Origin of the sequence: [Leptolyngbya] sp. PCC 7376, assembly GCF_000316605.1 — a bacterium.
Taxonomy (GTDB): Bacteria; Cyanobacteriota; Cyanobacteriia; order Cyanobacteriales; family MRBY01; genus MRBY01.
Genome location: NC_019683.1, coordinates 4,388,561 through 4,409,869, shown reverse-complemented (window position 1 = coordinate 4,409,869; position 21,309 = coordinate 4,388,561). Strand labels below are relative to the sequence as shown.

Annotated in this window: 24 protein-coding genes; 14 read left to right on the top strand and 10 right to left on the bottom strand. The window is 44.2% G+C overall.

What is annotated here, in order from left to right:
- Positions 1-124 precede the first annotated feature (124 nt).
- From LEPTO7376_RS19915 to LEPTO7376_RS19885, 8 genes are all read left to right on the top strand, one after another.
- Positions 125-433 carry a hypothetical protein gene (locus LEPTO7376_RS19915; protein ID WP_015135853.1) on the top strand — a complete coding sequence of 103 codons (309 nt, stop codon included), beginning with the start codon at positions 125-127 and terminating at the stop codon, positions 431-433.
- A gap of 155 nt (positions 434-588) precedes the next feature.
- Positions 589-789 (top strand): hypothetical protein, encoded by a 201-nt coding sequence (locus LEPTO7376_RS26640; protein WP_160148529.1) that lies wholly within the window; start codon positions 589-591, stop codon positions 787-789.
- Positions 776-1,975: an HhoA/HhoB/HtrA family serine endopeptidase gene (locus LEPTO7376_RS19910; protein WP_015135852.1), complete on the top strand. Its 1,200-nt coding sequence runs from the start codon at positions 776-778 to the stop codon at positions 1,973-1,975. Before LEPTO7376_RS26640 ends, LEPTO7376_RS19910 begins: the two co-directional genes overlap by 14 nt.
- A 96-nt stretch (positions 1,976-2,071) precedes the next feature.
- On the top strand, positions 2,072-2,545 hold the full coding sequence (locus LEPTO7376_RS19905; RefSeq protein ID WP_015135851.1) for an HXXEE domain-containing protein: 474 nt from the start codon (positions 2,072-2,074) through the stop codon (positions 2,543-2,545).
- A gap of 53 nt (positions 2,546-2,598) precedes the next feature.
- Positions 2,599-3,228: a GNAT family N-acetyltransferase gene (locus LEPTO7376_RS23970; protein WP_015135850.1), complete on the top strand. Its 630-nt coding sequence runs from the start codon at positions 2,599-2,601 to the stop codon at positions 3,226-3,228.
- A gap of 35 nt (positions 3,229-3,263) precedes the next feature.
- On the top strand, positions 3,264-3,887 hold the full coding sequence (locus LEPTO7376_RS19895) for a class I SAM-dependent methyltransferase (protein WP_015135849.1): 624 nt from the start codon (positions 3,264-3,266) through the stop codon (positions 3,885-3,887).
- Between the two features lie 19 nt (positions 3,888-3,906).
- A complete protein-coding gene (locus tag LEPTO7376_RS19890; protein WP_015135848.1) occupies positions 3,907-4,623 on the top strand; it encodes a class I SAM-dependent methyltransferase in 717 nt (238 codons plus the stop codon).
- Between the two features lie 106 nt (positions 4,624-4,729).
- A complete protein-coding gene (locus LEPTO7376_RS19885; protein WP_015135847.1) occupies positions 4,730-5,215 on the top strand; it encodes a hypothetical protein in 486 nt (161 codons plus the stop codon).
- A gap of 9 nt (positions 5,216-5,224) precedes the next feature.
- Here the strand turns inward: LEPTO7376_RS19885 and LEPTO7376_RS19880 are convergent, their stop codons facing one another.
- The 3 genes from LEPTO7376_RS19880 to LEPTO7376_RS26635 form a co-directional block, all read right to left on the bottom strand.
- Positions 5,225-6,694: a DUF4335 domain-containing protein gene (locus tag LEPTO7376_RS19880; RefSeq protein ID WP_015135846.1), complete on the bottom strand. Its 1,470-nt coding sequence runs from the start codon at positions 6,692-6,694 to the stop codon at positions 5,225-5,227.
- Between the two features lie 57 nt (positions 6,695-6,751).
- Positions 6,752-7,342 (bottom strand): DUF3038 domain-containing protein, encoded by a 591-nt coding sequence (locus LEPTO7376_RS19875; protein ID WP_015135845.1) that lies wholly within the window; start codon positions 7,340-7,342, stop codon positions 6,752-6,754.
- Positions 7,343-8,678: 1,336 nt separating this feature from the next.
- Entirely contained in the window at positions 8,679-8,894 is a 216-nt protein-coding gene (locus LEPTO7376_RS26635; RefSeq protein WP_015135844.1) for a hypothetical protein, read from the bottom strand.
- 217 nt (positions 8,895-9,111) lie between these two features.
- Here LEPTO7376_RS26635 and LEPTO7376_RS19865 point away from each other — a divergent pair, with 217 nt between their 5' ends.
- Together LEPTO7376_RS19865 and LEPTO7376_RS19860 are read left to right on the top strand one after the other, a co-directional pair.
- Positions 9,112-9,456, top strand: a complete 345-nt coding sequence (locus tag LEPTO7376_RS19865; protein WP_015135843.1) for a hypothetical protein — start codon at positions 9,112-9,114, stop codon at positions 9,454-9,456.
- A gap of 23 nt (positions 9,457-9,479) precedes the next feature.
- The gene (locus LEPTO7376_RS19860) at positions 9,480-11,033 is read left to right on the top strand and encodes a TGS domain-containing protein (protein ID WP_015135842.1); all 1,554 of its coding nucleotides are present in this window, start codon (positions 9,480-9,482) and stop codon (positions 11,031-11,033) included.
- Positions 11,034-11,148: 115 nt separating this feature from the next.
- Here LEPTO7376_RS19860 and LEPTO7376_RS19855 read toward each other — a convergent pair whose 3' ends face one another.
- The 4 genes from LEPTO7376_RS19855 to LEPTO7376_RS19840 form a co-directional block, all read right to left on the bottom strand.
- Entirely contained in the window at positions 11,149-12,309 is a 1,161-nt protein-coding gene (locus LEPTO7376_RS19855) for an aminotransferase class V-fold PLP-dependent enzyme (protein WP_015135841.1), read from the bottom strand.
- A 43-nt stretch (positions 12,310-12,352) separates the two neighbouring features.
- Positions 12,353-13,087, bottom strand: a complete 735-nt coding sequence (locus LEPTO7376_RS19850; protein WP_015135840.1) for a hypothetical protein — start codon at positions 13,085-13,087, stop codon at positions 12,353-12,355.
- Between the two features lie 129 nt (positions 13,088-13,216).
- Positions 13,217-14,011 (bottom strand): type 1 glutamine amidotransferase, encoded by a 795-nt coding sequence (locus LEPTO7376_RS19845; RefSeq protein WP_015135839.1) that lies wholly within the window; start codon positions 14,009-14,011, stop codon positions 13,217-13,219.
- Between the two features lie 94 nt (positions 14,012-14,105).
- Complete coding sequence (locus tag LEPTO7376_RS19840) at positions 14,106-14,384, bottom strand: hypothetical protein (protein ID WP_015135838.1); 279 nt, start codon at positions 14,382-14,384, stop codon at positions 14,106-14,108.
- A 116-nt stretch (positions 14,385-14,500) separates the two neighbouring features.
- Between LEPTO7376_RS19840 and LEPTO7376_RS19835 the strand changes: the two genes are divergently transcribed.
- Both LEPTO7376_RS19835 and LEPTO7376_RS19830 read left to right on the top strand, forming a co-directional pair.
- Positions 14,501-15,010, top strand: a complete 510-nt coding sequence (locus tag LEPTO7376_RS19835; RefSeq protein ID WP_160148528.1) for a DUF411 domain-containing protein — start codon at positions 14,501-14,503, stop codon at positions 15,008-15,010.
- Positions 14,976-16,487 (top strand): multicopper oxidase family protein, encoded by a 1,512-nt coding sequence (locus LEPTO7376_RS19830; protein ID WP_225901136.1) that lies wholly within the window; start codon positions 14,976-14,978, stop codon positions 16,485-16,487. Before LEPTO7376_RS19835 ends, LEPTO7376_RS19830 begins: the two co-directional genes overlap by 35 nt.
- 111 nt (positions 16,488-16,598) lie before the next feature.
- Here LEPTO7376_RS19830 and LEPTO7376_RS19825 read toward each other — a convergent pair whose 3' ends face one another.
- Positions 16,599-17,432, bottom strand: coding sequence for a sulfurtransferase (locus tag LEPTO7376_RS19825; RefSeq protein ID WP_015135835.1), 834 nt, complete (start codon positions 17,430-17,432; stop codon positions 16,599-16,601).
- 93 nt (positions 17,433-17,525) lie between these two features.
- Between LEPTO7376_RS19825 and LEPTO7376_RS19820 the strand changes: the two genes are divergently transcribed.
- Positions 17,526-18,188, top strand: coding sequence for a LuxR C-terminal-related transcriptional regulator (locus LEPTO7376_RS19820; RefSeq protein ID WP_015135834.1), 663 nt, complete (start codon positions 17,526-17,528; stop codon positions 18,186-18,188).
- Positions 18,189-18,286: 98 nt separating this feature from the next.
- Here LEPTO7376_RS19820 and LEPTO7376_RS19815 read toward each other — a convergent pair whose 3' ends face one another.
- Both LEPTO7376_RS19815 and LEPTO7376_RS19810 read right to left on the bottom strand, forming a co-directional pair.
- On the bottom strand, positions 18,287-18,868 hold the full coding sequence (locus tag LEPTO7376_RS19815) for a hypothetical protein (protein ID WP_015135833.1): 582 nt from the start codon (positions 18,866-18,868) through the stop codon (positions 18,287-18,289).
- Between the two features lie 84 nt (positions 18,869-18,952).
- Positions 18,953-20,056: an alkene reductase gene (locus LEPTO7376_RS19810; RefSeq protein WP_015135832.1), complete on the bottom strand. Its 1,104-nt coding sequence runs from the start codon at positions 20,054-20,056 to the stop codon at positions 18,953-18,955.
- A gap of 282 nt (positions 20,057-20,338) precedes the next feature.
- Between LEPTO7376_RS19810 and LEPTO7376_RS19805 the strand changes: the two genes are divergently transcribed.
- Positions 20,339-21,286, top strand: coding sequence for a glycosyltransferase family 2 protein (locus LEPTO7376_RS19805; RefSeq protein ID WP_264309037.1), 948 nt, complete (start codon positions 20,339-20,341; stop codon positions 21,284-21,286).
- Positions 21,287-21,309 lie beyond the last annotated feature (23 nt).

Here is a 21,309-nt window from a genome sequence, read left to right as displayed (position 1 = left end):
GGAAAACTGAGTTCTTATTTGAGAGACTCCATTTTCCTTGAGAGAATTCGCTCAAAAAAATCTTTTATACAGTGATTTTTCTAGGTAGAGGCTACACATCTAATTGAAATACAGGAGCAATGTAATGATGTATAGAAAGTTTCTATTTATTGGCATCATTTCCGCGAGTACTTTAGTCGTTTTTCATAACGCGGCTCAGGCGAATGAAGTGAATCAGGCCAAGGGCAAACTTCGCCATTTATCTGAGAGTCACGTCATGTTGTCTAGAAGTGCGAGACAGGCTCAGGTTGAAGCAAGTGAGAAAACAGGCAAACTTGGACATTTATATGGCAGCAGCTATGTTTGTCTAAATAATCCCAGACCAGAGTGTGCGAATCCTGAGCATGCGGAAGAACGGACAGCGGAATTGCCAAATCGACTGAAAGTTATCTAAGTACAAGTTGCATTGGCTAAGACAATAGAGCTGGGGTTCTGGTATTTTTGCTGGAGCCCTTTGCGCTAGAGGTCGCCGAATACAGGGAAGGACAAGAAGGCGATCGCCTGAATCATGCTTTTCATTTTTTAATACAAGCTTTTTAAACATAAATTATGGAATCTACGTCACGGTTGTTGAAGTGTTCCCCTGATGATGGCGAAAAATCCCTACCCAAATTTACTAAGCCAAATTGTTACCATTGGTTTAATAAATTTTTGGTAGACCGCTCACTCACTCTCAGGGCGATCGCCATTGCTGTTGACTGTTTACTGATAAGACTGGATGGGAAGAAAAACTTCTATGCGACGATCTAAATTTTTACAGCGATTTAGCACTCATATTGTGGCGTTAGTCTTTGGCTGTGCGATCACGTTTGGTGCAATACAAGGTTCCGCTGAGCCTACAAATCAAACTCTCGCTGATACCCAAACTCCTCAACAAGTTGCTGCTGTACCGATTACTGGGGAAAGCAGTTTTGTTGCCGATGCGGTGGCAAGGACTGGTTCGGCGGTAGTCCGTCTCGATACAGAGAAAACAGTGGTACGCCGCTTTGAAGATCCATTCATGAATGATCCGTTCTTTAGAGAATTTTTTGGCGATCGCTTCGGTGTGGAGATACCTAGCGAGCAGGAGCAAGTTTTGACTGGTCAGGGCTCTGGCTTCATCACAGATCGTAATGGCATCATCCTCACCAATGCCCATGTTGTCAGTGGTGCAGATAAGGTGACAGTGACGCTAAAAGATGGTCGTAGTTTCGAGGGAGAAGTAAAAGGGACTGACGAAATTACTGACCTTGCTGTAGTGAAAATCAACCCCGGCAATGAATCTATTCCCGTTGCACCTCTTGGTAATTCTGGTGCGGTACAAGTCGGTGATTGGGCGATCGCCGTAGGTAACCCGGTAGGCCTTAACAACACAGTGACGCTCGGTATTATCAGTACTCTAGAACGTTCCTCTGCCCAAGCTGGTATTCCTGATAAGCGCGTTGATTTCCTTCAAACTGATGCCGCGATCAACCCGGGTAATTCCGGCGGCCCTCTCCTTAATGCAAAAGGTGAGGTGATTGGTATCAACACTGCAATTCGCCGCGATGCAATGGGTATTGGTTTTGCGATTCCGATTAATAAGGCCAAATCTCTGCAGGATACGCTCGCTTCCGGGAAAGAAGTGCCCCATCCATTTATTGGCATCCGTATGGTGACAATTACCCCCGAAGATGCGAAGCAAAACAATGACGACCCGAATTCTCTTGTTACTCTCCCTGAGGTGGATGGTGTATTGGTAATTGGTGTTGTACCAAACAGCCCTGCGCAGGATGCAGGTCTCCGTCGTGGCGATGTGATCACAAAAATCGATGGCAAGCGTATTACCGATGCTCAACAATTACAGGAAGTGGTTGAAGATAGTGGCATTAATGCAACGCTGAAAGTGGAACTCTCTCGCGGCGATCGCCAACTGCAGATGAATATCAGAACGGCACAACTGAGTGAAATGTCCTAGATTTTACGTCTGTTAACTCAATATTGAAATTTTGGGATTAGGGCTGGTACAACTCAGGTATCAGCTCTTTTCTTTTGGATTCACGCAGGTAAAACAATGATGGCGACTCCAATTTTAATAATGTGGTTACTGGCGATCGCCCTAATCCTCCATGTCTTCGAAGAGGTGTGGGTGAGTGAATATAAAAAAGGGCAAGTCACTTGGGGCACAGTTATCTTGAATTATGCACCGATTGTTGAAAATATACCCATCTTTATTTTCGCAATTGTTCTCGCTGTGATTGGGTGGCGATCGCCGATGATTAGTGGCATTTTGCTTTCAGTTTGCCTCACCCATCCATTGCTAGATCATGTCGGCTTAAGCATCAAAACCCAGAGCATCCGGGCTGGTAGCCTCACCGCAATTTTTTTAATGTTACCTCTGAGTATCTGGGCTTATGCGGTTGGCTACAATAACGCTCTATTCCAAGCTCCTGCCTTAGTCATTAGCGGTATGACTGGTTTGGGCATTTCAATTTGGCTCTTTTGGGAAGTGGAGAAAGAGCTACAACAGAAAAGTAGAAGCTCATAACTCTTCCAATATTTGACATCACTCTTCTATAAATCCACAGGAGTAAGATTTTTATGGGTACAGCCGATATGAACAGCATTATAAAAGCGACTTTCAGTGATGCAGATTTGATTGCAGAAACTTTGGGAGAAGCCTTTGACGATGACCCTGTAATTTCCTATTTACTAGGTGCATCCGGTAATGCCTATGACTTTTTTAGATCACTTTTTCAACATATTTATCTGCCTTTTAATTGTTCTTTTTACCTAGCGAATGACCAAGGTGAAATGATGGGCTGCGCACTCTGGTCAAAGCCTGGCCAAGATCCAAATGCTCTGTCTCTCGGATTTTTTAAAGTGTTATGGCAGAATAGGCGCAATCTTACCTTCAGCTCTTTACAACGTCTTTTCTCCACTTCTAATCTTTCGATGCGTTATCACCCGAAAGAGCCTCATTATTATCTCTGTGCGATTGGTGTGAATTTGTCCTTTCGTCGTCAGGGAGCAGCCAGTCGTCTTCTTGCCTCTGTTTTAACGATGGCCGATCAAGAGCAAGTCTCTGTTTATCTAGAAAATTCAAAGGAGCAAAATCTAGCTTTCTATCAGAAAAACGGTTTTAAGGTTGTCCATAAACACATCCTTGCAAATGATGGCCCTCCTATCTGGTTTATGCAGCGATCGCCACAAAATCCACCTCAAGCCTAAGCTTTGATCTTTTGTATTTTTTAGCAGGGAATCCAATGGCACAATCAACAAAATTCTGGGACAAGATCGCGGCTAAATATTCCAAGCAACCCATCGAGGATGAAGCGTCTTATCAAAAGAAATTAGAAGTCACCCGCACCTATTTTCAGCCAGACACAGAGGTCTTAGAAATCGGCTGTGGTACTGGCTCCACGGCATTGCTCCATGCCCCCTATGTTAAACATATTCGAGCGACTGATTTTTCTAAAGAGATGTTGGCGATCGCCCGTGAAAAAGCCGCAGCCCAAAATGTCGAAAATGTCACCTTTGAGCAATCCAGCATTGATGATTTAAACGTTGCTGCCGAAAGCCTAGGTGTGGTGATGGGCATGAGTATTTTGCATTTGCTGGAGGATAAGGAAGCGGCGATCGCCAAAGTCTATAAAATGTTGAAGCCAGGTGGTTTATTTGTCACCAGTACCGTTTGTTTAGGGGATACGATGGGATGGTTTAAATTGATTGCACCCATCGGCAAATTGCTCGGATTTTTCCCACTGGTCAAGGTTTTTAAAGTCGAGGCTTTAGTAAATAGTTTGACTCAGGCAGGCTTTTCGATTGATTATCAATGGCAGCCGGGTAAGAAAAAAGCAGTTTTTATCGTGGCAAAAAAAGCGACCTAGACTTTGAGCAAAATTATTTATGTGTTCAGCATTATCGCAACAAAACTCTTTCTCCAGTACCCATGAAATTGCCACCGAATTTGATAAGTGGGCAGAGATCGGCCGAGGCGATTCGATGGCGGAAGGTCATCTCCATGCCACCCAAACATTATTAAAAGACTTTGCGATCGCCGAAAATTCCGTTGTCCTTGACGCAGGTTGCGGGATTGGCTGGATCTTAAATGATTTAATTGGCTCACAGATTACTGAAGGGGTAGGCATAGATCTGGCGCCAGAAATGATCTCGATCGCCTCTGCCCGATGTAAGCGGCCCCACCTAAAATTTTTAACTGCCGATAGTGCAAAAACACCCTTCGGGAATGATCAGTTTTCCCACATCATCTCGGTCGAATCCCTCTATTACAATGCCGAGCCGCTTGACACCTTGCAAGAATGGTTGCGGATCTCGATGCCGGGTGGTCGCCTTGGTCTTGTGCTCGATCTGTACCAAGATAATCCCGCTGCTCACCATTGGGTTAATGCCTTATCGGTCACAGCCCACAATTTTTCCGTTGCAGAGTGGGAAACGCTTTTGGCCTCAGCAGGTTGGACAAATATCAAGCATCGTCGTGTTACGCTACCAGCCAAAATTTCGGCCAGTGATTTTACGCCATCGGCCTACTTCCCGACCTACGATATCTATCAGGCTTATTGTGCAGCAGGCTCATTATTGCTCAGTGCAGAAAAAGCAAAATAATTCGGCGATCGCCCTGAGTTTGGGAATAACGCAAGATAAATTCGCCTCATCATAAACTCGATATAATTGCACTATTGATTTGTGGCGATCGCCCCCGGAGTTAGCGATGAATTTAGAGCAACAATTGCAAATCCTCGTTGACCAAGCCCCCAAGGATGGTGTGACTCCCAATGTTATTGCGAAGGCTGTGAACCCTGTCCTCAAAAGCTTTGCGACTCAGCTCAAACACAACGAATATTTTGCATATCAATCGGTGCAGGGAAATTGGCTCCTCACCACCCTCAGCAATCGTCGCGATCCGATGCTGGAGAAAAAAGTAATCTACGCATTCACAACCCTCGAAGATGCCAAATTATTTGAGCAAATGGAAGGCGATCGCCCGGATCCAGATCTCACGGCGCAACTCATTCCAGTGACTCATATTTTGTTTCAGCTGTTTGCTCTAAAGAAATTAGACAGTATCGTTTTCCTCGAAACGGCAGGTGATTTAAATAATGGCACTGAAGTCCATCGCCGCGATTTACAAGGGGCAATCCAGAAGAAACTTAAGCAGTATAAGCAAGAAAAAAGCGACTCGACTCGTCTTGCTTAATGTCGCGAATTATTCCTCAAAAGTTTGGACAGTGCCATCTGGGTCAAGCACTAAACGAATCGTTTGCGCAGGATTTTCAGTAGCACCAACAATCTTGTTTCCAGTGGCGAGATAGCTTAATCGACTTTGGTAGAGCTCTGATGCCTTGCCAAGAGGCACAACTTTTTGGAGGTTACCCGTTTGATCGATATTGAGACGATATTCGAGGGTTTCTTCTAATCCTTCAGGAGTTTGCCAACGAGAATCAAAATACTGTTGGGTCTGTTCGAGGCGATCGCCTGTCAATACTGGGTCAACTGGAGCGGCTGTGACTTCACCACTGACAGAATCATCATAGGCATCCGCACTATAACTATAGTCGGCAGCAACACTATTCAAACCGATTGAAGCGCCTCGTTGTGCAGAAGTGCCAAAATTGCCATCGGCAGGTGCTGCAGCCGTAACGCTTGGTGCTGGCGCTGGGGGAGAGGCTGTAGCAATAGGAGCTTCGCGAGCTACAGACGGTGCAGCAGATTCAATGCCACTACTCGCTTGCTGGCGAGGAATAATTGGTGTCGGAGCATTCGCAATTGCAGGGGGTCGCGGCACTGACTCCAGACTTCCTCCAGCAGTTGCAGTCTCTGATGGCGGCGGTGCAGAACTCGCAGCGGGTTGTGGACTAGCCGGTTTTGGTGAACCGGCAGGTGTAGGATTCGTGGCGATCGCCTCTAGCTGCACAGTGGAGGGATCGGCTTTTTCTGCTTCTAAGGCTTCTTCGAGCTCGGGGACTTCTGTGAATGTATAGGACGAATGCAAATCTGGTGGAACAACTTGCTGTTCAAACTCAGTCGCAGTTTCTTCGACAGCTTCAAGGCTGGCAGCAGTTTCATTTTGTGAGGATTGCTGTAAATCAAAGGCTGTTTTGCTCACACCCACAACGATGAGGAATGATGCGGCGATCGCCCCCCAACGCATCACATTTTTCCGATTACGGCCAGCGGTTAAAGTGGGTAGCGCCACCATGTCAGCACTATAGGATTCTAGAGCGTTGGCGAGGTCATAAAGTTGTGTGGCACTAAGCTGAATTGTTTGCCCAGAAACATCGTTCGCCAAGCGTCCTAAATGTAATCGGTGGGAAAGTAATCCTTTTGTTTCTAGTTGGGGTCGTGCAATCGTCGCAATATTGCCAGCGTTACTACCGGGGGTTTGATAAGTGTAAATATTTTGGGTCGGCGCAAAATCAAAAACGGGATTCGTTTGCTGGAGAAAATTCTGGACATAATCCGTGACCACTTCCACCAAATCTTCCAGTTGTTGGCGATCGCCCGTGAGCAAGATTTTATTTTCAGTGACGAGGCGTGGATCATCGAGACTCAGTTCAAAGTCTAATTCTTTGATCACCGGATTCCCTGTCCATTGGGACAACGCAGAAGTCTTTGCAACCACTTCTAGGCTGCAAGTCGGCGGTGTATATCGTCGGATTAGGGTGGGTGTGAGCATAAAATCTAAACTTCGGTCAAATCAAAAGGGTTAGGTAACTTGGACAAAAATGAGGGTTTATTCTGTTGCATGATCCATTAACGCGAGCCACAAACGGCGATGACCATTATTTGCTCCGTAGAATAACAAATCTATTAAAAGCTTGAAGGCTAAACGCACCAAAAATTCGGGGGGAGCCGGACTCTCTTCGTCCATCCGTTCCTGATACGTATTACTGAAATTATCGAGGTAATCCCCAAGTAATGCCGCGCGATGGGGTTCTTTTCCTTGCTCGGTCACCTGCTCCAAGAGGGCACAGGCACGGCGAATATTTTCCTGCTCCTGCTGTGCGAGATGACAAATGATTAATACGAGAGACCGTGCCTCCTCAACGTCTAACTTTTTTCGACCACCACTACTTTTTCGTAGGGGGTTGGATTGCCGCAGTCGCCACAGGGTAACGCGATCGCCGATCACAGATTCGAGGTCTAATTCCTTCGCTGCCAATAACATCGCTTCTGAACCAATCCCCGCGAGAGACTCCAGCGCCAACAAAATCAAGTCAAGATGACTTTTGATATTCTCCAACTGCTGACCATCGGGAGTCCGGGTCAGGGTTAGATCCTCCAGTGATGCAGGAGCAGTAACCGTTTGGAGACTGGGGCGCATAACAATAATTTAGGCGATCGCTCGGTGAATAGGCATGGGGTTACAGGTCTTGAAACGTCTTTTTTTCGCGAAATGTTCCCTCATATTATGCCCTACAACGAGAAACCTCTTCGTTCCGCGATTAATCGACTTCAGGATTTAGCCTGATGTTTTCATCCTTTGCCCATTACTTCTAATTCCATTCTCCTCACAGAATAAAAGCAGCCCAATATTTGGAGATGTGACCAATTAGTTTCTTCGCGCATTTCTCGTTGGGGCATTGTCAACTTAACTGAAGATTTGAGGAAAGTAGCTACAATTTTTTTGTAAGGAAGGAGCGGCTGTCTCTGATTTGGGAGCCCTTCTCTAAACGTATTAATTTCCGCCAACTCTCTATTCGTTGACTCATTATTTCTCGATATTCTCTGGCCGGATGCTGGGGTTGATGTGGGTAGAAGTATCCTCGTATTGGTTCAAATGCTGATAAAAATCGTTGGGCATGGCCAGGGGATTTGAATCTTCCCATGCACCTTGCTGTGAATACCTCTTGCTTAAGTTGACATTGCCATTCAAAGTGTTCGGAAAAGTTCTTCGGTTTGATTAATGCGTCTTTATGCTTGCTAGATTTATCGTATAGAATCTTGATTTCATTTCCATCTTGATTTCATTTCCATCTTGATTTACAAAAAGGTTGCATGTAGATCTTTCCATTTATCCTTTAAAGTCAATTATGATTTGCTCAATCATAATTGACTAATTCTTGCTATTAATCATCAAAAACTCACATGTGAGTTTTTGATGATATTCCGCTAGAAGGGAACTCCTGAGGTGAATTATTGATTTCCTCAGAAAAAGACAAGCTCAATAATAAGATCAGTATTAGAAGACCTATAAACAATAGAAAGAAACTTCCATTGGATTTGTCATCAGTTTTATTATTGGACTTATAAAAGCGCTGATTGCAATAGCGGCAATACCATTGTCGTGGGTCATCAGGGTGTATCAAAATTTCGCAACCGCTCCGCCTGCAGTCATATTGAGTTATCATCATCGAACTCCTTAATCACTACGATTTCAAAATATTTTTTTCTAGAAGCAAATCCAATTGCTTAGTCCCTAAAGATCATGTTTAGATAAAAGATTCAGAAGCCTAGGAGAATATCAAAACTCATAGAATACTGCCGAAAATACTCTTGCTTTAAACATAAATGATCGAATTCAGATTCTTGATATTGGGTTGGTTATAGGACAGCAGATATCATTTTTTGATAGTTCTAAAATTCAGCCTTAGTTATCTTTCTATCAAGTGAAAATCTTTTTCTCACCGCCTAATCTCATCCAAATTTCTATGAGCGTACTATGTCAAAAAAGCATCTTCATAGAATGGTGCGATCAAGACTTTTGCTCCTTTTGTCCCTAGCACTAATACCTGATCCCCTACTTCAATTACGACATGAGTCCCGAGATAATATGCTTCAGCCATGAGGTAGCGGCCGCCAACAATTACCTGAAATTCTATTTCGTCTAGCTTGTCTGCGACCTTGCCACAAAGTGCTTCATAAGAATTTCTCATATCCAATACCTCTATTAGGTTACTGATACTTGTCCCAAAAGTGTATACCCACCTAGGTGCTTTGTGTATAGTCTGTCCATTTCTCGTTAACAAAAAGTCATACTTCTGGTCAGTTTTGGAAAGACTATTGACGAACTTGAATGAGGTTCTTACGATAATGGATATTAAAAGAGGTGTTTCCCACTTGATCTGAGGAAATTGAAAGAGTAATAAAGCTATGGCAAATCCTAATCCCAACATTAGTGGGCTGGAAAAAGGTAGAGGCAAACGCCCAAAAGAGGATAATGAATCCATTAGTATGCGCTTACCATCTAAGACTTGTTTAGTCTTAGAGGATATTGCAGAAGAGTACGGGATTTATTATGGCGATAAGCCTTGGATTTCAGGTTTGTTGAGAAAGATTGGTGAAGGAGAGCTGATGGTTGTTCCTGCTAGTCCTGATACAAAAGAGAACATCAAAAAAAGATTACAGGAAAGGACAGAGAAAGGAAAAATCATTCGAGAGAGAATGAATCTAAAGAAATTTAGACCTACAACACAAAGGAAAAAGAATAAACAGTAGATAAATAAATCAGGAGTGTACTAATGATTAAGGTAACCGTATGTGGGCATCTTTTAGTTGATTGGATACTGAGCAATGGGTGGTCCACTCCTGAAGAAGAAAATCTATACAAAAAAATAGAAAATGCTCAGGTATTTAAAAAACTTATAGAAGCAGATATTGTTTCAGTTTATCTGCATCCTGGTTTGAGTAGCTTTATCCAGGTGTCTATCGAAGATTCGTGTTCTTCTAGACAGCAATTTCGTGATCAAATGAGACAATTAAATCAATATATAACTCTTGAAAATAACATTTCTTTGGATCAATGCGGTGAGGATTTTGTAGAGTTAGATTTGCCAGAAGAGTCTTGTTATCATGAAGGTTTAATACTAGTCTCTGCAAAAATGATTAAGGCAGATGCTGTTGTTTGTACGGAAGACAGTAAAGTAATTTTAAAGCAGATTTTAGAGTTGAACCCGAAGTTCTTTAAGCATTTCCAAACTCCCATTTATGATCTGGGAGAGTTTTTGGCCCATTTAAATCAAGATGTCCGCTTTATTCCAAAGATTGAGAGTTGTAATAATTCTATTTTTGTTAAGACTCCGAAAGGAAGGATTGTCGAGTTGCCTTGCAACGCCACACCAATTGATTTTGCCCATTCTCTACATACAAAATTCACAACAAGTTGTATAGGAGCTGTAGTAGATGGAATCCAAGTCCCTTTAAATCATATTTTAAGAGGAGGGGAAACTATTGAAATCGTTCGAGGAAAGCCAAATGATATATTTAAATCTACTAATCTAAATGCTACTTTGTATTCTGATCTTGAAAAATATCTAAGGCTATATTGCCGAAAAAAAAGCACTGTAAAAGCTTTAACAAAAGCTTTTGAGAGATCTTACAGAAAAAAAGGTTGGAAGATAATTAATAAAAGCCTCAATAAAAATCAAAGAAGAATGCTTGAAGAGGCATCTATATATAATGATCTTAACTCTTTGAAAGGAATAAAATCCAGAAGAGATTTGGTTCTATATTTAGGTCTGGGCAGGATTAAGATCGAAGAACTTCAAATGCTTCTAGATAGTATTGAAAATGTTGAATACAGCTTTTTCTTATCACCCTACAATAAAGATCTACTCAAAACTAAAAGATATAACATATCCATATGCTGTAATCCCAGCCTTAATGATGATATAGCCGGTATTATATCTTCTGGTAGAAGGCCTATTCGTGTTCATACTAAATGCTGCGATTATATTAAGCACATGCATTCGGATGATTTGATTGATTTGCAGTGGAATTGTGACTTACTCGGAGTCAACTTACAGCTGAATTTATATAATCAACCCGGTGCTTTATCAGAGCTGATAGTTTTTTTAGATAAAGACTATTGTTGGGAATATAATATTCATAGTGTTCAACCAATCAAAGAAAATAGAAGTTCTCAAGTTTTAACTCAAGTCATACTCAAAAAAGGAAATACCATTTCTGAATTGCTCACGGATATTCAACAACTTAAAAAGTTAAATCGCGTCCGTGTTCGAGATATTTCTCCTCTAAATAATAATATGGTGAATAATTTTTTCTATGGCTCTTGATAACTTTTAAAAAAGATATTTCTCTGAATGGTAGCCGAGGAAAACTGATTTACCTAAATGTATTTTTTCTGTTATGTACAAGAGGAAAAGTATTTTTAACTTAAGTAAGCGGTATTCACAGCAGAGCTTTTATTGCAATAATCAATTGATCAATTTCAGCATGGCTTGTGAAGTAGTGAGTACAAGCGCGAATGCAATCTGGATAGGTGAGAGTCCGCAGACAAAACCCCTTTTCTTCGAGGATTTCGACGAGCTTTTTGTGACCGATAGGAGAGTCAACGGTGAAGGAAACTAAGCCTGATTTTGGTGGAGTATTTTTAAGGCAAGACACTGCATCAATTGAACCTAATCTTTCCCAAGCGTAAGCACTCATCTCACAAATTTTGGCGTAGCGCTCCTCTGCTGTCCCGTAGCTTTGGTGGAGCTTAATCGCTTCCGTTAAGCCTGCTTGCAGCGGATAGGCTGAGGTCGCAACTTCGTATTGATTGCCATCGTTTTTGAGTTTGACGTCGAAAGGGGAAGGCCAAATTTTGACACCACGCCAGCCGATAAATGTCGGTCGCAAAGTTGGCATTGCAGCTTCAGACACATACAAACCACCTACACCTGCTGGACCACAACACCATTTATGGCCAGTAAACGCATAAAAATCACCGCCGATATCTTCTAAATTTAGGGCGAGACTGCCGACGGATTGCGCAGCGTCCACCATCACCTGGACATCTTGTTTATGGCATAGCTCACAAATGTCTTTTATTGGTAAAACCTGTCCGGTATTCCAGAGCAAGTGGCTAATCACTAAACAGCGGGTTTTCGGGGTTAGATGCTGGGCAATAACTTCAGTAGGATTGCCTTCGTTAAGCGTGTCAAAAATTGGGCAGAAATTTATTTTTATGCCAAAGCGATGCACCAATTCTTGGAGCGTGCCAATGACGCCGGGATGCTCACAATCCCCCACCAAAACTTCATCACCTTCTTGCCACTCGATACCCCACAACGCAATATTGCAGCCAATCGTGACATTTTCAGTGAGGACAATATTTCTGGGCTGAGCACCAATCTCTGTGGCGATCGCCTGTTTTGTGGCAGCCATTACATCCTGTGCCCAATCATTCACCGCAATAGAAAATGGCCCTTGCACTTGCACTTTGTCGTAGCTGGAGATGATTGCATTCAGGGATTTTTGAGATAGAGGCCCCTGTCCACCAAAATTAAAATAGGACTTCGCTGCGATCGCCGGAAACTGTAGATGCAACTGTTCGAGATCCATTGTCATAGGAAATATTGAGGGGAGTATTAATTAAAAAAAGTGAGGCGAATTAAACCTTAGGGAGAAACTGTCTGGATTCAGTATCAAATTCCCAGCCAACATTTTGAGGGTCTTTGCTGCGACTCCACTCTAGAAAACCTTCTTCAGTGCGACGTTTGCGGAGGGTGCTGGGGTGAACATCGAGACGTTTTGCGAGGTCTGCCTGAATAAGTGGATCGAGGGCTTGGGCTGAGTGTAAATCCACCAACGACGAAATATCACTCACCCGCGAGGAATCATCGTCCATATCTAGCAGTTGGGCAATGTCATTTGGGGAAGAAGAAGCTTCTTCTGGCTCTGGTTGCACTGCATCAGCGAGTTCAAAACTATCCAGTTCAAACTCTGGCTCTTCAAGTTCAAAGTCTGGATCGCTATCGTCAAACATATTCCCCAACGCAGAAACCGTCAGGAAGTAGTAGATAATGCCGCGATTTTCGTAGGCGATCGCCTGGGCACCATATTCTTTCGCTTTGCGAGTGAGGAACCATCGAGCAGAACCGCCGGATAAACCTGTTTCGAGGGCAAGATCCGCGACGGTAATTTTGCCTTGGTTTGATTCGATGAGCCGCCGAAAATCGGGATTAATCGCAAGGGACAGCTGTTGCCATTGGTATTCTTGCCACAGTCGCCACGCAATCGAAAAGGCGATCGCCAGAACGATTAACGGCCAAGCGGTAACGACAAAGGTCATCACCATCGCGAAGGGAAGGATTAGAATTAAAAGGCCTTTTGACTCGTTGTCCATCGGTTCTCGAAACTCAGTGTTCAGAAAAAATAATGCTTTTGTCCGTCAAGAATCAAGCTATTCACACGAATGTATCTTTAGCTGGATTAGGCGATCGCCAAGCTGCGCCCTTCATTGTACGAGCTTAGTTTAGGCAGAAGTGTTTAGTTCGGTTAAATTTAGGCGGTTAAACATAGTCTCACGGGCATCGGTCGCCAGCTGATCGTCAAGTGCAGAGAATTCCACCGTTTTGTCATATTTACGTTCGAGGGCTTTTTCGAGGAGCCAATCTGCAATAAATGGATTTTTCGGCAAGAGGGGGCCATGGGCATAGGTGGCGATCGCCATCTTATGAAACGCACCTTCCCAACCATCTTCACCGTTATTACCATAGCCAGTCAGCACTTTACCTAGAGGCTGCACATCACCGAGATAGGTTCGACCGCCATGATTCTCGAAACCAAGCGCCACTGGTTTAGAACCTAATTTTTTCGCAAGGTCATCAGCTAAAGGATTTGCTGTAATTTCAAACGCCACATTGCCGATACACCGTTTCGCATCAAAGCCGGGATGCTTACTGACCAAATCTAAAATCCCTAACCCTTCAATGCGTTGTCCGACAGCAGGTTCATAGTATTTTCCGAGCAGTTGCGGCGACCCACAGGTAAACACACCAGGCACGCCGTCCTCAATAAGCGATTTGAATTTTGCGGCCTTCGCTCCCTGCAAATCTCGCATCACAATTTCTTGCTGACGATCCTGCGCGCCACCACCCACAATCAGATCAATATCTGACCAAGCCTCTAGCGGTGCTTCCTGATCGAGCGCCACAATTTCCACCTCAATATCTCGCCACTGCGCCCGTTTTTCGAGACAAATCACATTACCGCGATCACCGTAAGTTCCCATCAGAGTTGGATAGAGCCAGCCGAGCTTTAGGTGCATAAAAAATTAAGGGGAATTAAGTCAAGATTTGTGCAAACGATTCTAACCTGCGAACCTCCGCAAAGGAATAATTCTTTGCCAAACCAACTCAACTTCATTGCCGATATCGGAATAACCAAAAAACAACCGGCACAATCAACAGCAAAGCAAAGCTCGTAACATTAACAATCTGCTCAACACTGATGGCATTTTCATAAATAGGCGTGAGTTCCGTTGCCGTTATTTCCAAAGGTTCTACAGGTGGAGCAAACTCTTCCGCTTTCTCATCAGAAAGCTCTAGTGTTGATTCAGATTGATTTACTTCCGACTCTTGAGTCTCACCTGTATGGAATTTGGGATCATGGGCGAGCAATATTTCATGGGCATTAGTCATCGCTTGGAATTTTCGATCTAAGTCTCTTCAAAACTTCATTAAAACACCTTGACTCTCCAGTGAACTAGAGAGTTTAAGGTGGACGAAATGCCCTATCGAAATATTTCTTGAAATCTATGAAGCGGTTAATGATCGGAAGTTTGGTTGCTATTGGCTTGGGTATTGGTGGTAGTTGGTATTGGTTTACTCAATCCCGCTCTGTTTCTACGACAGCTGAATCGACCCATACAACTGTGTCTCAGACCCAACCTATTGAAGCAGAGGTTTTTCGGACACCGACTTGCGGGTGTTGTGGACTTTGGATTGACCATGCTCAAACCCATGGCTTTGTCATTGGCGATCGCCAGCAGGAAAACATCACATCAATCAAAGAACAGTACAGCATCACCCCCGAGCTTGCGTCTTGCCATACGACTATTGCTGAAGGTTTTGTTTTTGAAGGACATATCCCAGCAGCAGAAGTAAGACACTTCCTCGCTAACCCTCCCGCAGAAGCTATTGGCCTCACTGTGCCGGGAATGCCCATTGGTTCTCCTGGTATGGAAATGGCGAATAAAACTCAGCCCTATGATGTTTTGGCGTTAAATCGTGATGGCTCAACATCAGTGTTTGCCAGTTACGAATAGAAAATCATTGCGAAATCGAGCGGTCAATCAGGTAAAGAAAATGGGAATTCGGCGGCGAGAATTTATCACAATGGGAGCGCTAGGAACATTGGGAGCTTTCGCACTGAAGAGTTGTGGGAATTCTTCTATCCCAAACACTCCGGCTAATAATGAAACTCCTACTCAGGTATTTCGTAGCGAGAATGGGTTACTAGAAATTGATTTAACTGCGCAGTATAGTGACTTGGTTTTAGCGGAACAGCCATTCCCACAGATGATGACCTACAACGGTCAAATTCCAGCGCCTCGCCTAGAAGTTAATGCCGGCGATCGCCTCATTATCCATTTCAAAAATGATCTCGACCAAGCGACAAATTTACATTTCCATGGCTTGCACCTATCGCCAGATCAGGACAATGTTTTTCTAAAAATTGCCCCAGGTCAAAGCCATACCTATGAGCTAGATATTCATCCCCAACAGCGAGCTGGAACCCACTGGTATCACCCTCATCTCCATGGCTCGGTCGCAGAACAGCTCTTTCGAGGACTAGCTGGCATCATTGTCGTGCGAGGGGCATTGGATGAGATTCCAGAAATTGCGGTGGCTCAGGAAGAATTTTTTCTGTTGCAGGATTTTGCGTCACCGGATGCCAATAGCCGCCACATGAATTTAATGGCAGGTCGGGAAGGCTCATTGCGATTGGTGAATGGCAGTTACCATCCGAGCATTGAGGTGACAGAAGATTTGCTGCGGTTGCGTCTGGTTAATGCTTCCCCTTCAAGGTTTTACCATTTGGAAATCAAGGGACAAAAGCTAGTCCAAATTTCCAATGATGGTGGGGCATTATCTCAACCCATCGAAATCGATAAATTGCTGCTCACCCCCGGACAAAGAGCTGAACTTTTAATCCATACCGCCGATTTACCGGATATTCCGATTCATCTCCTTAATCTCCCTTATAAACGTACTCAAATGGGCATGATGGGAAACCAAACTCCGCAAACAATTGAGGCGATCGCCGACTTTAAGCGGGCAGCAAAAGATTTTGATGTTGTGTATTTGCCTGAGACCTTACAGCCTATTGAGCAATTACCAGAACCTCAGCAAACAAGGCAATTCACGCTCAACCATGGCATGGTGAAAGGGCAGGGGATGGCATTTTTGATTAATGGCGAATCCTATTCCGGTGCAGTGCAAACTGAAGTCACTCTCGATACGGTGGAAGATTGGGAGATTAAGAATATGGGAACGATGGATCACCCTTTCCATATCCATACCAACAAATTTCAGATTATTAGCCGCAATGGCATTCCAGAAGAGATGATTGTCTGGCACGACACAGTTTTAGTAAAAGTCGGCGAAACCATCAAAATCCGAATGAAGTTTGAGCATTTCACTGGTGAGACAGTCTACCATTGCCACATTCTTGATCATGAAGATTTAGGCATGATGGGTAAGTTAAAAATCAGTGCACCTACGGCTGCTATTTTTGGTTAAGCTTCCATTCCAAATCCATTAAGTCAGCTTTGTCCACAGCGCTACACCACCACCTTTTCCATACGCGGCGATCGCCTTTTCTTGAGTTTCTAAATATCTAATCGTGGATGATTATTGCTCGATTGGGACATTGGGTAAACGACTCCACTCATTCCAAGAACCATCATAATTTCGCACCTTAGGATATCCGAGCAAGTATTTTAGAACAAACCAAATATATGCAGAACGTCCCCCAATAGCGCAGTAAGGAAACACTTCTTTCTCCGCTGTAATGCCACTACTATTGTAGAGATTGCTTAATTCTGCCGGAGATTTGAAAGTGCTATCTTCATTTAATGTCAACGCATGTTCGAGATGAATCGCACCGGGTATATGCCCGCCTCGTTCATCCTCTTTCGGCGGTTGCAGCAAATATATTTCGCCTCGATATTCTTCTTGGCTACGAACATCTAGCAAAATGCAATCTGGCTGTTCCAAAGAAGCTTGTACTTCGGCTTGAAGCACTCTCAGACTCGAATTAATTGTTTTTTGAGGATATTGCGTAGGGGCAAACTCAGAAAGTTCTGAGGTTACAGGGCGATTCTCGGCTACCCACTTTTGATGCCCGCCGTTCAGCACCAATACTTTTTCGTGACCGAAAAGTTTCAATAACCAAAAAATCCATGCCCCTGTGCCAGGATAGCTACCGTAGGCAATAACCGTTGTCTTTGGGGTAATACCTGAGCGTGAAAGTAAGCGAGCGATCGCCGCAGGATCGAGATTGATACTGTGGTCAGGCTGAAGTAAATCTGCAAAAACGTTCCAAAAAATTGCACCGGGAATATGATTATCCTTGTGGGAATCTAGACTCATATCGACTTCTACAATACGCACCAACGGATTACTGAGATGATCCATTAACCATTGTGTATCTGCCAAAGCTTCGGGGTGAGCGTAATGGGACATCGATTTCTTCTCCTAATCAATAAAGCTAAGATTAAAAAAAATCCCTGACCCCGCCTAGTCCTCGATCGGGTACTCTTTTTCACCGTTTTGACTATGACCCATCCCCTAAAATTTTTATTTGAATCTCTCCAGCAGCTTAAGAGCGAACAGGATTTGCAGACTAATTTTGCTGCCAAAATCGGTGACTATTTTGAGGCAAAGCGTCGAGGCATTCTATTTTTTGATCAATTACCTTTAGCAAATAAAAAACTACAAAAAGCGATAGAAACCGGGTTGTCAGTAAACAAGAATCCAGTGTTGCGCTATCTCACAGAACGTCATACGCCAGTGCATGAGGCTTTGGTTACATCCCCAAAAGTTTGGACAATGATTTGTCCTCGACCTGATCATTGGCATGTTATGGCGGGACCGATCGTTAGTAATAATCAATTAGTTGGCGTTATCGGCTGCACTCGTGAACAGTCAATGCCCGCTTTTGATGAGCAGAATTTAGCTGATTTGAGTGCAATTTGCTTACACGTATCTGTCTGGGTTGCAGCCCGGCGATCACCGCAAAAACCTCTTTGTACAGAGCGGCTCACTTCCCGTGAATTACAAATTGCTGAATTGGTTGCTTTGGGAAAAACAAATGCTGAAATTGGCACTGAACTTTGGATCACAGAAAATTCGGTAAAACAGGCTCTGAAACGGATATTTCGTAAGCTTGAGGTATCTTCTCGTGCGGCAATGGTGAGACAGATTTATGCAACGCAGTAATCCTTAAAAATAGGTGATGACTTACTGGATTTTTTGGCGATCTTGTCTGTTTCAAAATTATGTGGAATGACTATAAAAACAAAGAGGACATAAAGAGGCTAATCAAGTTTTGTCCATAGCGCTACACCGCCACCTTTTCCACGCGCGGCGATCGCCTTTTCTGCGACATAAAAATAACTAAAAAATGGGAGCTTCCCGATTGGGGTTGCGTGAAATTTTGCAGCAGCTTCATCTCCGCCACGCATATCGCCATCGTAAAGTTGAATGCCTCCAAGCTTTACTGTTATGTGGGTGAAATCAAATGCTAATAAGCGTTTCTGCGCCTGAAATTTAATTGCCCCTGACACAGCCAGATTTAATAAGCCAAATTTGACTGAGTTTAAAACCGTTCCTTTTTGCCACTCTGCTGTGGGGTCATTATCCGGAGCTTCAGAATAGGCGATCGCCACCGTGACAAAACCTGGAAGATAACGCCCCTTTCCCAATACATTGCCCGCCTGTTTCTGGGCTTTTTTTGTCCCCGTAATAAAGGTGAGTCGCCATTGACCGAGGAGCTGCTCAAAGCCATACACTCGCCGTTCCTTTTTTGCGGACTTTTCGAGGGCGAGTAATTGCGTAATCAATTCCCCTGGAGCTGGACGATTTTTATCTAGATCGAGAAATTCGAGGGTGGCAGTCATTAGGCGGAATAAAAAGAGGGCTGGTCACATTTTCCAATAAAAGTCATTGGTCATGCCAGCCCAGAGAACAAATAGGTTTCGACCCTATACGGATTGATAGGTCGGGAAATCAGTGTAGCCAGCCGAACCTGGAGCTGACCAAGTTGTCACATCCGCAGGGGGATTTAGCTCCCAATCGTTGGCATATCGCGCAATTAAATCTGGGTTACTAATAAATGGACGACCAATCGCAATCATGTCAGCCTTACCCGAAGCGATCGCCGCTTCCGCACTGAGTTGGTCATAGCCACAATTGCCGATGAGTACGCCATCATAGGCCTCACGAAATTCATCAAGGGTCATTGGGTCACCCAGCTCATGGAAGCCAAATGCCAAACCATCCATCACATGAAGATAGGCCAAATTGTATTGATTTAACTGCTTTGCGGCATAGAGAAACTGCTCTCGATAATCCGGCGAACCCATGTCATTAAACATGCCATTCGGGGAGAGACGAACACCGACACGCTCAGAATCCCAAACAGTCAACACAGCTTTGAGAACTTCCGATAACATCCGAAAACGATTTTCAATACTACCGCCGTATTCATCAGTCCGGTGATTAGTTTTCGACTGCAAAAAAGTATCGAGCAAATAGCCATTGGCTGAGTGAACTTCGATGCCGTCTAAACCCGCTGCCTTGGCACGTTCCGCCGCAAGACGATATTCTTCAACAATCAAAGGGATTTCTTCTGTTTCGATGGCGCGAGGCACTTCATAGGGCTGTTTGCCATTAGGCGTGTGGATCAATCCCTCCTCATCCTCAATTTTGATTGCAGATGGGGCGATCGCCGGTTTCCCACCATGAAACGAACTGTGGGAAGCCCGACCACAATGCCAGAGCTGCATAAAAACCTTACTGCCCTTAGCATGAATGGCCTCTGTGATTTTCTTCCAACCCTCGACCATCGCGTCGCTATAAATACCAGGGGATTCATTCCAACCATTCGCTTGGGGAGAAATTGTAGTGGCCTCTGTGATAATCAGTCCTGTGGCTGCCCGCTGCGCATAGTATTCCGCCATCAGTTCATTCGGAATACGCTCTTTTCCTGCCCGCGCCCTTGTCATCGGAGCCATCGCAACACGATTCTGTAACGCTAAACCTTTGAGATCAAAAGATTCGAGAAACTTTGGGGAAGATGTCGTCATAGTTTTGTGCTCTAACTTGCGCCTAATTATTGACCATTCAGTCAATTGATGGATTTATTATGGCAAATATAAAGCAGTAGATATAGGGGGATTTCCTCACACGAACTGATTTAAAAGTACGGCAATCAACCTATTGTTTGAGCAACCGTGCGCAGAAATTACAGGTTCACCGACAGAACACATCCTCACTCGCCTTCTTTACGGCGATCGCCACCGGATATCCCCCCACAAGACATTATTAAAATCCAGTAACATAAAGCAGTCTTTTTCTGTTGGGTGAAAATTTTGGTTTATATCAGCGTTGTGATTCCGACATACAACCGCAAACCGATTTTGACAAAATGCCTCAATGCCCTCGAACACCAGCAAGTCCCTGAAGAGTTACAAAATGAGGGCTACGAAATTGTCGTGGTGGATGACGGCTCAACAGATGGCACCGTTGAATGGCTCCAGACTGACGCAAATTCATATCCTCATGTCCGACTATTTGAGCAGGCCCATAAAGGTGCCGCCGCTGCCCGCAATCTTGGAGTAGAGCAAGCGCAGGGCGACATTATTATTTTTATTGATAGCGACTTAGTTGTTACCGAAACGTTTCTCGCTGCTCACCTCGAAGGTCTTCGTCAGGGCAAACGTAAACTCCGCAGCGATCGCCTCTTCACCTATGGCCGCGTGATCAATACCGCTAATTTTGAGGAACCCACCGCTGAACCTTATAAATTGACCGATTATTCAGCTGCTTATTTTGCGACAGGCAATGTGGCGATCGCCCGCAAATGGCTCCTCGAAGCAGGCCTCTTTGATCTTGGCTTTCAGCTCTACGGCTGGGAAGATCTCGAACTCGGTGTACGTCTCAAAAAACTAGGCCTCACCCTAATTAAATGTCCCGATGCCGTGGGCTACCATTGGCATCCTCCGTTTAGCTTGGAGCAAATCCCAAAACTCATCGACCAAGAAATTCAGCGCGGCAAGATGGGTGTTGTTTTCTATGAAAAGCATCCTACCTGGGAAGTTCGCATGATGATTCAGATGACTGTCTTACACCGTATCCTCTGGGGGATTCTTTCTCTCGGTGGTTGGCTCAATGAAAAACGTCTGAAGCCCCTTCTCAGCTGGCTCATTAAACGTGGCAATTCTCAGCTTGCCCTCGAAGTCGCCCGTATTTTTCTCAATTGGTATAACGTCCAAGGAGTTTACGCGGCCTACCGTGAAGCTCGTAGCTCCTCATAAAAAATATGAATTTGGGGCGTATC